Below are 11,247 nucleotides of genomic sequence, written 5' to 3'. Positions count from 1 at the left end.
CCTTACCAAGGATACGCTCTACCAACTGAGCTACAACGGCATGTTATTTGAATGTGGTGCGCTCGGAGAGATTCGAACTCCCGGCCTTCTGATTCGTAGTCAGACGCTCTATCCAGCTGGGCTACGAGCGCATTTTGGAGCGGGTGACGAGATTCGGACTCGCGACTTTCACCTTGGCAAGGTGACACTCTACCACTGAGTTACACCCGCGAATTACTGGTGGGCCATCCGCGACTCGAACGCGGGACACCCTGATTAAAAGTCAGGTGCTCTAGCCGACTGAGCTAATGGCCCATAATTATGGCTGGGGTGGGAGGATTCGAACCTACGAATGCCAGAGTCAAAGTCTGGTGCCTTACCGCTTGGCGACACCCCAACTATATATATTAAGTCTAAGCATTTGCTCAGAACCTAACATCTTGGTTGCGGGGGCCGGATTTGAACCGACGACCTTCGGGTTATGAGCCCGACGAGCTACCGCTGCTCCACCCCGCGATGTTATATAATTTTTAATATGGTGGGCAGGGATGGATTCGAACCATCGTACCTCGCGGAACAGATTTACAGTCTGTCGCCTTTAACCACTCGGCCACCTACCCACATTATATTATGGCGACCCCGATCGGACTTGAACCGACGATCTCCTGCGTGACAGGCAGGCATGTTGACCACTACACCACGGGGCCATTTTGGTGGGCGATGACGGGCTCGAACCGCCGACATCCTGCTTGTAAGGCAGGCGCTCTACCAACTGAGCTAATCACCCATAATTCTATTTGGTGACCCGTACGGGATTCGAACCCGTGTAACCGCCGTGAAAGGGCGGTGTCTTAGACCGCTTGACCAACGGGCCACTGTTTTTAAGAACTTTTTTAGTATAGCTGAACGTAACATAAATGTCAACTGTTTAAAACAAGTTTTTTTAAAAAAATTGGACAACCTCTAAATTGAAATATTTCAGTGTATCTTTGTTGATAATTCAAGGGCTGCCGACTGTAAGAACTGCACTTTGATACAAGAGGAACTTCCCCACTTATACTTGGTTAAGACCGAATACACCGTTTTTCCCGAAGGTTGGGGGCTTCCGGCAAACCGAAATGTACTCAATGCTACTCGGTTGGAGATACCTCACTCGATTGATGTGAGTCCATCATTCCGGTAGAACCAGCACGGCTATGAATATCGAGTAGGGGCTAGTTTCATGACACCTCTACATTCCAATAACTAAAATGGCTGTCCGTACAGTGAGAAGGAGTGTCGCTTACAAAATTTGTAGTAAGCAACACTCCCTTTTAGATAAGTCAATGTTACAAGGATTGAATACTGAAAAACTGCTTTCGAGCTCCACATACATCAATTTAATCGGTAAATGCTATTATAGATATAAGCCAAGATTATTATTGTTAGAGTGGATGTCCGTTGAGTTCTATTCGTATTTTTTATTAAGATACTTTTTACGCAGATAGCTTGAATAACATACTGCTAGAGGGTTGTGTCCTAAGATACGATCTTTAACAGCATAAGTGGTCACAGGTGCTTTAGAATACTTATTGAACAACATATCATGACCAACGCATAAGCCCAAAGAAATGTTTAGTTCTGTCTCATCGTGTTCAAGAACTTTAGCTTGAAGAATAGGATCACAAATTATTTCAGTCTTTTCCTCATTTACTTTAGGGATCTCGTAGTCTTCTTTTTTGAGTCCGCCTATTTTGCAACAAGCAGAATATACCTCAAAGTGCTGAGATAAGATTTTTTCTAAGACTTCTGCTTCTTCAGCTAAACCTATGCAGAAAGCCATTCCCAGCTTCTTGTAACCCATGTTCTTAGCGAACATAATCAATTCATCCAGTCGGCTAAGATTGTTGCCATGAACCGCTTGAAAACAACCGCTTAAGCGATGAAAGGGTTTGTTTTCTTCTTCTAGACATTCGTCAAGTGAATACTTTCCACCTGTACAATCAAAACCTTCCTTATCACACATATTCTTAGTCTTCATTTTACAGGATGCACATTTCATTCAAGAGCCCTCCTATTTCCATTGCCTTAAAAGATCATTGATTAGATACTAATTCCTACTAGCGGTAATACATATTTAAGTCCGATATAGAACAATACGACTGCAAGAAACATTTTCATATAACGAGCATTGATATACTTCGACACTCGAGCTGCTACTACAGTACCAATAGCAACACCCACTAATTCAAAAGCCAGAAACTGAAGGTCTAAAGAGCTACCCATAGATAGATAGTTTAAAATACTTGTTGATGAAGATACCAATATTGAAAGAACCGATGTTCCTGCTACAATATACATTGGGAAACCCATTACGCTAGTCATAAACGGAACGAGTAAGAATCCGCCGCCTACCCCTAATGATGCTGAGATAACTGCTACAATAAGCCCTGTGAAGAAGACCATAATAGTATTGTACTTGAATTCCTGACCAGCAAAGGTAAAGGTATTTTGGAGGCCAATTTTTTGGAAATTAACGCCGATTTCTTTGATCTCATTCATTTTGCCAGCAGCCTTAAGTTCTTTAACTTTTGCCGCAAATAGTTTATTGGCAGCTGTTACTTGTTTTTGACCGTTAATAAATTTGGCTGTACATTCATAGGCGATACGTATAGAAATCCCTAAAGTTACCATGCCAAAGTAAGGTTGGAAAGTCTTCATTTCCTTTAATAAGGAAGACGAAAGGGTCGAGCCTATCAACGCGCCGACAATTCCACCTAAGCCCAGCACAACAGCAGTAGGTACAACAATTCTCTTCTCTCGAAGATATAGAGGTGTCCCAACAATCGGACTAACAAGAGTTAATATCTGGTTCATCGGTTTAACCATATTGGCATTTTTAAGTCCAAAAATACTCATATGGCCTACCCCGGCTAAAATTCCACCTGCTGCCCCTACGGATGTAAACACATATCCAACAAAGATACCCCAGAGGATCAAGCCTATAGGGTTAGCATCTATTCCAGCTAATGCGAAATGCATATCGTTTTCCTCCAATTCTAGAATTATATTTTGGTTGCTTGAGATGTCCTTAAATTAATTAATCTGGATTTAAATAGCATAGACTTAATTGGCTTGATAAGCCATTTTCCTATATGAAATAAAAAATACGTAGCTAGGTATGCCCCCAATATGCCAATCTGCCAATTGACAATAGGAATGGTAATATTCGGCCATTTGAGACTAATTATCCAAATTATAAGAACGTGGGGAGCTATTTTATAAATTGAGTCCACTACTACTGCTGTCAGATAATCAAAGAATACTTCTTTCATTTCCGTCTGAAGAGATTTGTAGGCCTGCGCATCCCCAATTTGAACTGCCACTTCTGAGAGTTCATCTAATTCCTGATACCGTTCTTTAAAATGCTGGACCTTTTTAGTATGAGGGTCTTTAAGATATTGTATTAGTTTAGAGCCCTCCTTCATAGCTAACACCCCTCTCTTGAAAAGACTTTCACTTACTAAAGCAGCCCTGCGAAACTACACTTGCCCCCTTCCATTTATTTATTTTTACTATGTACTTAATTTACCAAACTCCAAACAATTTTAATGTCGACATGGTGACTATATTTTTGTCTATCTTATGACTCTATTTATGTCAACCCTATTACCTTTTTTATGTCTGTTGACAGACATAAAATATTCAAGTGATCACCGAATACTTTAAAACCTATTTTTACAACGCCATCTAAGGTACTTATGCTCTCAGAGGATATACTTATTGACTCCTAAAAATTAAGGGAGGCTGGCGTATCTACCAGCCTCCCTTAGACGATCCATTTACTCAGCTTATCGAGATCGAGTATGTATACTTCCTTATCTTCAATAGCAATACTATTTTCTTGTCTAAATATATTAAGCAAGGAGGTGACTGTCTGTCTGGAAGTTCCTATCATGCAGGCAATCTCCTCGTGAGTTAACCGAAAGCCTATTTTTGTGCCTGTTTCGGTTTCAACTCCTGCTCGTTCAGACATCTTTAGAAGCAACATAGCCAGTCTGCCAGGTACCTGGAAACAGACCATTTCCTGAATAATTGCTTCTGCTTCTCTCATTCTAACGCCTAGTGTAGTGGCAACCTTTATTGCTATCGACGGATGGTTAACGAGCAATTCCTCAAAACGTGCTTTCCGTACAACTACCAGAGTAGCATCGTTAATAGCACCAGCAAAACAGGTACGTTCTCCGTGATATAAGGTTTCAGCCAGTCCCATAAGTTGCCCTGAGGTTCTCATACTACCTACTGTAACTCGTCGACCATCTGGAGTGATCCGATATATCTTCACAAAACCTTCTTCAATTAAGTATATTCGATCAGCTGTATCCCCTTCAGAGAAGATTATTTGCCCTTTAGGATAATGAACTACTGTCCCATATTCCCTGATAAGATCCTTTTCATGATCATCCAAAGCTAAAGCTTCATGATTTATGCTTTCCATTCTATCTCCTATACCTCCACATATTACTATATTGTATCATATTTTTACAAAATATCAGCAGAAACAGAACATTTTTTATTTGACAGCCACTGATAAGCTTTATTAAATAAGGATTTTATAAATTTTGAATCAATTATCTAACTGCTTATTTAAGGTAGCAATACATATCTCTTAAATGTTAATATATATTTCTCCCCTACTCAAGTCCATTCAATTCAATGTGACTAATGGGGATCAAAGTTAAGGGCATTCATTCCTACCACATAAATTATTATATTCCATTTGAGGATAATAAGTCTATAATTAGAATTTTTTGATTTATCACTCATATCTTGTGGCTCCAATCCATGAGGCCGACTCTGATATAGCAGCTAGAGCCATAATCCATTGTTGGAGTTGACGATTAATTAATTTGGATAATTTCTTTCCAGCTTTTTCAGAAAGATCAGTAAGAATTCCAATAGTTGTTGTAAGCCAATCTAATTCGCTGACCTCATCACACAATAATGAGAATAGCTCACCTAACGAACGTTCATCGGTATTTTGTCCATGTTGCCAAGCAAGAAGAATATATAGTGCATTACGATGGTTGTATGGCTAATCAGCCTATCATAGGATCGACCCTGAAACTCCTAAAGCCAAATCGGTTTTTTACACTGCCGACTTCTGCCTTTCGCCACACTGCGACTTATAACGCATACTCCTGCAGTGTGGATCCTACTTTCCCAGGGGCTATGCCTCAAGTGTCATCGGCCCTGGAACGAAAGGCACGATAGTGTCCAGTAACGAAAGCCTCCGGTGGAGAGTTTCGCCGAAGCCGCCGATCCCCCAAAGAATCCTTAGCGGCGAAGGATGAGTGCCACCCTACCCCCAAGGAACCCTTCGTGGCGAAGGGGGAGCCTTTCGCTACACTGCGTCCCGTGACGCATACTCCAGCAGTGTGTATCCCGAGGGGGTGGAACCTCGACTCCCCAAATTCGCCCACGTCGGCGAATTTAAAACACTCTCGACGAGGTAGAAGGATGACATAAAAAAAGACCACCTCATTCAGAGATGGTCTTTCGCTTGTTACCTGGCGATACGAAGGGGATGAGCCTTTCGCCACACTGCGTCTTATAACGCATACTCTTGCAGTGTGTTCCCGAAGGGTGGAACCCCTACTCCCCAAATTCGCCCACGTGGGCGAATTTAAGACACCCCAGATGAGGTGGAAGGATGACATATAAAGAAAGACCACCTCATTCAGAGATGGCCTTTCTTTGTGTTTTACCTGGCGATGACCTACTTTCCCAGGGGCTATGCCCCAAGTATCATCGGCCCTGGAGGTCTTAACTTCCGTGTTCGGTATGGGAACGGGTGGAACCCCTCCGGCATAATCACCAGATGTCTGAGATATCGCTTTCTTTCGATTGCTGTTCTCTCAAAACTGCACAGAGTCTATCTAGTATTGTCTAAGAATTTGAGCCACTCACCTAGCGTCTCGATTTAGGTCAAGCCCTCGACCGATTAGTACCAGTCAGCTCCACACGTCACCGTGCTTCCACACCTGGCCTATCAACCTGATCATCTTTCAGGGGTCTTACCAGCTTTCGCTGTGGGAAATCTCATCTTGAGGTCGGTTTCGCGCTTAGATGCTTTCAGCGCTTATCCGCTCCGAATATAGCTACCCAGCTATGCCTCTGGCGAGACAACTGGTACACCAGGGATTCGTCCATCCCGGTCCTCTCGTACTAGGGACAGATCCTCTCAAATTTCCTGCGCCTGCGACGGATAGGGACCGAACTGTCTCACGACGTTCTGAACCCAGCTCACGTACCGCTTTAATGGGCGAACAGCCCAACCCTTGGGACCTACTACAGCCCCAGGATGCGATGAGCCGACATCGAGGTGCCAAACCTCCCCGTCGATATGGACTCTTGGGGGAGATAAGCCTGTTATCCCCAGGGTAGCTTTTATCCGTTGAGCGATGGCCCTTCCACTCGGTACCACCGGATCACTAAGCCCGACTTTCGTCCCTGCTCGACTTGTAGGTCTCGCAGTCAAGCTCCCTTTTGCCTTTACACTCTTCGCGCGATTTCCAACCGCGCTGAGGGAACCTTTGGGCGCCTCCGTTACTCTTTAGGAGGCGACCGCCCCAGTCAAACTGCCCACCTGATACTGTCCTAATCCCCGATTCAGGGGACCTAGTTAGAATTTCAGTACAAAAAGAGTGGTATCCCACCGTTGACTCCACCAAGGCTGGCGCCCTAGCTTCTTAGTCTCCCACCTATCCTGTACATTTTATACCAAAATCCAATGTCAAGCTACAGTAAAGCTCCATGGGGTCTTTCTGTCCTGTCGCAGGTAACCCGCATCTTCACGGGTATTACAATTTCGCCGAGTCCCTCGTTGAGACAGTGTCCAGATCGTTACACCTTTCGTGCGGGTCAGAACTTACCTGACAAGGAATTTCGCTACCTTAGGACCGTTATAGTTACGGCCGCCGTTTACTGGGGCTTCAATTCAAAGCTTCGGGTTGCCCCTAACCTCTCCTCTTAACCTTCCAGCACCGGGCAGGTGTCAGCCCCTATACATCTCCTTTCGGATTAGCAGGGACCTGTGTTTTTGTTAAACAGTCGCCTGGACCATTTCTCTGCGGCTCTTATTGCCAAGAGCGCCCCTTCTCCCGAAGTTACGGGGCTATTTTGCCGAGTTCCTTAACGAGGGTTTTCTCGCGCGCCTTAGGATTCTCACCCCATCTACCTGTGTCGGTTTACGGTACGGGCACCTAGTCACTCACTAGAGGTTTTCTTGACAGCTTGGAGTCGGTTACTTCGCTACTAATTTTCGCTCCCCGTCACGTCTCAGAGTCTCGCAGGGCGGATTTGCCTACCCTACCTCCTACTCGCTTGGGCCAACTCAACCAACGGTTGGCTTAACCTATCCTTCTGTGTCACCCCATTGCTCAAACATTTCTAGGTGGTACTGGAATCTCAACCAGTTGTCCATCACCTACGCCTTTCGGCCTCGGCTTAGGTCCCGACTTACCCTGGGCGGACGAGCCTTCCCCAGGAATCCTTAGATTTTCGGCGGGAAGGATTCTCACCTTCCTTTTCGCATACTCATACCGGCATTCTCACTTCTATCCACTCCACCAGACCTTACAGTCTGACTTCTCGGCTGATAGAACGCTCCCCTACCCCTGCGCATGAAGCGCAAGCCATAGCTTCGGTGATACACTTGAGCCCCGTTACATTTTCGGCGCAGAACCACTCGACCAGTGAGCTATTACGCACTCTTTAAATGGTGGCTGCTTCTGAGCCAACATCCTGGTTGTCTGTGCAATTCCACATCCTTTCCCACTTAGTGTATACTTGGGGACCTTAGCTGATGGTCTGGGCTGTTTCCCTTTCGACTATGAAGCTTATCCCCCACAGTCTGACTCCCAATCTAAATCTGATGGCATTCGGAGTTTGATAAGGTTCGGTAACCTGGTAAGGCCCCTAGCCTATTCAGTGCTCTACCGCCATCGATCATCAATTGAGGCTAGCCCTAAAGCTATTTCGGGGAGAACCAGCTATCTCCGTGTTCGATTGGCATTTCACCCCTACCCACAGCTCATCCCCTGCCTTTTCAACGACAGTGAGTTCGGGCCTCCAGTGGGTTTTACCCCACCTTCACCCTGGCCATGGGTAGATCACACGGTTTCGGGTCTACAGCATGTAACTTACGCCCTCTTCAGACTCGCTTTCGCTTCGGCTCCGGCTTCTCACCTTAACCTTGCTACATACCGTAACTCGCCGGTTCATTCTACAAAAGGCACGCTACCATCCATAATTGGACTGTAACTGCTTGTAAGCGTACGGTTTCAGGTTCTTTTTCACTCCTCTTCCGAGGTGCTTTTCACCTTTCCCTCACGGTACTGGTTCGCTATCGGTCGCTAAGTAGTATTTAGCCTTGGGAGGTGGTCCTCCCTGCTTCCCACGGGGTTTCACGTGTCCCGCGGTACTCAGGATTCCCTCACAGAATGTCTCCCTTTCGTTTACAGGGGTGTTACCTTCTTTGCCGAGACTTTCCAGTCTTCTTCAGCTAGAGATCCATTCTTAAAAGAGGGTCCTACAACCCCGAATCCCGAAGGATTCGGTTTGGGCTCTTCCCGTTTCGCTCGCCGCTACTCAGGGAATCGATGATTCTTTCTTTTCCTCCGGGTACTTAGATGTTTCAGTTCCCCGGGTTGTCTTCTTCAACCTATGTATTCAGTTGAGGATAACCGGACATGACTCCGGTTGGGTTGCCCCATTCGGGTATCCATGGATCAAAGCCTGCTTACGACTCCCCATGGCATTTCGCTGTTAACCGCGCCCTTCTTCGACTCTTAGCGCCTAGGCATCCACCGTACGCCCTTAATAGCTTGACCTATTGGTCGCTACTTTTAGGTTTACTCAATACTTTCGTATTGATGTGAATTCGTTCGACTTTACTAGTTTTCTCTATGCAGTTTTCAAAGAACAGTGAATTTGGTGGAGGTAAGCGGGATCGAACCGCTGACCCCCTGCTTGCAAGGCAGGTGCTCTCCCAGCTGAGCTATACCCCCATTTCAATATTCCGAATTTGTATATCGATTTTGGTGGGCCTAGATGGATTTGAACCATCGACCTCACGATTATCAGTCGTGCGCTCTGACCAACTGAGCTACAGGCCCATTTTCGATATTCGCATTCGCGTTTTTGAGATTCCATTACTATGGTCTCTCAAAACTAAACAACAGCTGTTTCCAATGAGTTGCCGATCCCTCGGCGTGAGTCTTGCGACTCGTTATTGATCTCTCGTCGAACTTAAGTTTTTCAACCGTTGTTCTTCGTGAGAATCGACCAATAGGATGTTCGTCTAAAGCCTAAGCTCTAAACCGTTCTCCTTAGAAAGGAGGTGATCCAGCCGCACCTTCCGATACGGCTACCTTGTTACGACTTCACCCCAATTATCGGCCCCACCTTCGACGGCTAGCTCCCTTTCGGGTTACCTCACCGGCTTCGGGTGTTGCAGACTTTCGTGGTGTGACGGGCGGTGTGTACAAGGCCCGGGAACGTATTCACCGCAGTATGCTGACCTGCGATTACTAGCGATTCCGACTTCATGCAGGCGAGTTGCAGCCTGCAATCCGAACTGAGACCGGCTTTCTCGGATTTGCTTCACCTCGCGGCTTCGCCTCCGTCTGTACCGGCCATTGTAGCACGTGTGTAGCCCAAGACATAAGGGGCATGATGATTTGACGTCATCCCCACCTTCCTCCGGTTTATCACCGGCAGTCTATTTAGAGTGCTCAACCTTACTTGTTAGCAACTAAATACAGGGGTTGCGCTCGTTGCGGGACTTAACCCAACATCTCACGACACGAGCTGACGACAACCATGCACCACCTGTCTCTACGCTCCCCGAAGGGCACTCCCTAGTTTCCTAAAGATTCGTAGGATGTCAAGCCTTGGTAAGGTTCTTCGCGTTGCGTCGAATTAAACCACATGCTCCACCGCTTGTGCGGGCCCCCGTCAATTCCTTTGAGTTTCAACCTTGCGGCCGTACTCCCCAGGCGGAGTGCTTATTGTGTTAACTGCGGCACAGAAGGGGTCGATACCCTCTACACCTAGCACTCATCGTTTACGGCGTGGACTACCAGGGTATCTAATCCTGTTTGCTCCCCACGCTTTCGCGCCTCAGCGTCAGTTACAGTCCAGAAAGTCGCCTTCGCCACCGGTGTTCCTCCACATATCTACGCATTTCACCGCTACACGTGGAATTCCACTTTCCTCTCCTGTCCTCAAGATTCCCAGTTTCCGATGCACTCTCAGGGTTGAGCCCTGATCTTTCACACCGGACTTAACAATCCGCCTACGCGCCCTTTACGCCCAATAATTCCGGACAACGCTTGCCCCCTACGTATTACCGCGGCTGCTGGCACGTAGTTAGCCGGGGCTTCCTCCTTGGGTACCGTCATGTGGCCTCAATATTTTCAAAGCCACCGTTCTTCCCCAAAGACAGTACTTTACAATCCGAAGACCTTCATCATACACGCGGCGTTGCTCCGTCAGACTTTCGTCCATTGCGGAAGATTCCCCACTGCTGCCTCCCGTAGGAGTCTGGGCCGTGTCTCAGTCCCAGTGTGGCCGTTCACCCTCTCAGGCCGGCTACTGATCGTCGCCTTGGTAGGCCTTTACCCCACCAACTAGCTAATCAGACGCGGGTCCATCCATAATCGATAGCATTTTCAGAGGCCATCTTTCCTTAATGCCTGATGCCAGGCTCTAAGATTATCCGGTATTAGCCCTCGTTTCCAAGGGTTGTCCCGGATTTATGGGTAGGTTACCCACGCGTTACTCACCCGTCCGCCACTAAGAATTTTTCTAAGCAAGCTTATCAAATTCTCCGTTCGACTTGCATGTGTTAGGCACGCCGCCAGCGTTCGTCCTGAGCCAGGATCAAACTCTCCAAAAAAGTTATTTCACTTCTTCTAGAAGAAGATGATTGACTCATGATTTATTTTGAAACTCCTAAGAGTTTCTCTCATTGGCTGTCCTTGTTGTTTAGTTTTCAAAGACCAGGGTGTCACCGATTATAATTTATGTAGTTATGATCAATGACCGGAATTACATAATAGCATTTTATTCTTGCATTGTCAAGACATTTTTAATGACTTCTCAATAGCTTATTTTGCCTTTCGCTTTACAATTATTTTGTCGAGCGAACAAATAGTAATATACCATAGGGATATACACCTATTCAAACCCCTTTATGGTTCATTATAACCATATTATCTTTAA

Annotated in this window: 5 protein-coding genes, 12 tRNA genes and 3 rRNA genes (1 of these 20 cut by a window edge); 1 reads left to right on the top strand and 19 read right to left on the bottom strand. The window is 46.1% G+C overall.

What is annotated here, in order from left to right; translation table 11 throughout:
- From DESMER_RS00540 to DESMER_RS00475, 14 genes are all read right to left on the bottom strand, one after another.
- Positions 1-40, bottom strand: a tRNA-Thr gene (locus DESMER_RS00540) (it extends 36 nt beyond the left edge of the window).
- 14 nt (positions 41-54) lie between these two features.
- Positions 55-131, bottom strand: a tRNA-Arg gene (locus DESMER_RS00535).
- A gap of 4 nt (positions 132-135) precedes the next feature.
- Positions 136-210 (bottom strand) — tRNA-Gly (locus DESMER_RS00530).
- Between the two features lie 7 nt (positions 211-217).
- Positions 218-294 (bottom strand) — tRNA-Lys (locus tag DESMER_RS00525).
- 7 nt (positions 295-301) lie between these two features.
- A tRNA-Gln gene (locus tag DESMER_RS00520) sits at positions 302-376 on the bottom strand.
- Positions 377-420: 44 nt separating this feature from the next.
- Positions 421-495, bottom strand: a tRNA-Met gene (locus DESMER_RS00515).
- Positions 496-515: 20 nt separating this feature from the next.
- A tRNA-Tyr gene (locus DESMER_RS00510) sits at positions 516-599 on the bottom strand.
- An 11-nt stretch (positions 600-610) separates the two neighbouring features.
- Positions 611-686 (bottom strand) — tRNA-Asp (locus tag DESMER_RS00505).
- A gap of 4 nt (positions 687-690) precedes the next feature.
- A tRNA-Val gene (locus DESMER_RS00500) sits at positions 691-766 on the bottom strand.
- 11 nt (positions 767-777) lie between these two features.
- Positions 778-853: transfer RNA gene (locus DESMER_RS00495), tRNA-Glu, on the bottom strand.
- A 573-nt stretch (positions 854-1,426) separates the two neighbouring features.
- Entirely contained in the window at positions 1,427-2,020 is a 594-nt protein-coding gene (locus DESMER_RS00490; protein WP_014901128.1) for a DUF1847 domain-containing protein, read from the bottom strand.
- Between the two features lie 41 nt (positions 2,021-2,061).
- Positions 2,062-3,000, bottom strand: coding sequence for a sulfite exporter TauE/SafE family protein (locus DESMER_RS00485; RefSeq protein WP_014901127.1), 939 nt, complete (start codon positions 2,998-3,000; stop codon positions 2,062-2,064).
- A 23-nt stretch (positions 3,001-3,023) separates the two neighbouring features.
- Positions 3,024-3,446, bottom strand: coding sequence for a hypothetical protein (locus DESMER_RS00480; protein ID WP_014901126.1), 423 nt, complete (start codon positions 3,444-3,446; stop codon positions 3,024-3,026).
- Between the two features lie 341 nt (positions 3,447-3,787).
- Positions 3,788-4,456: a Crp/Fnr family transcriptional regulator gene (locus DESMER_RS00475; protein WP_014901125.1), complete on the bottom strand. Its 669-nt coding sequence runs from the start codon at positions 4,454-4,456 to the stop codon at positions 3,788-3,790.
- 575 nt (positions 4,457-5,031) lie between these two features.
- Here DESMER_RS00475 and DESMER_RS23405 point away from each other — a divergent pair.
- Positions 5,032-5,232 (top strand): hypothetical protein, encoded by a 201-nt coding sequence (locus DESMER_RS23405; RefSeq protein ID WP_148275251.1) that lies wholly within the window; start codon positions 5,032-5,034, stop codon positions 5,230-5,232.
- 492 nt (positions 5,233-5,724) lie between these two features.
- Here the strand turns inward: DESMER_RS23405 and rrf are convergent.
- From rrf to DESMER_RS00445, 5 genes are all read right to left on the bottom strand, one after another.
- Positions 5,725-5,840, bottom strand: a 5S ribosomal RNA gene (gene rrf / locus DESMER_RS00465).
- Positions 5,841-5,942: 102 nt separating this feature from the next.
- Positions 5,943-8,852 (bottom strand): 23S ribosomal RNA (locus DESMER_RS00460).
- Positions 8,853-8,953: 101 nt separating this feature from the next.
- A tRNA-Ala gene (locus DESMER_RS00455) sits at positions 8,954-9,029 on the bottom strand.
- A gap of 31 nt (positions 9,030-9,060) precedes the next feature.
- A tRNA-Ile gene (locus DESMER_RS00450) sits at positions 9,061-9,137 on the bottom strand.
- Positions 9,138-9,354: 217 nt separating this feature from the next.
- Positions 9,355-10,921, bottom strand: a 16S ribosomal RNA gene (locus DESMER_RS00445).
- Together the 16S, 23S and 5S rRNA genes with 2 tRNA genes alongside form the textbook arrangement of a ribosomal RNA operon.
- Positions 10,922-11,247 lie beyond the last annotated feature (326 nt).

It is taken from the genome of Desulfosporosinus meridiei DSM 13257, from assembly GCF_000231385.2.
Taxonomy (GTDB): Bacteria; Bacillota; Desulfitobacteriia; order Desulfitobacteriales; family Desulfitobacteriaceae; genus Desulfosporosinus; species Desulfosporosinus meridiei.
Note: the sequence above shows the minus strand (reverse complement) of the source record. Positions and strands in the feature narration are given on the sequence as shown.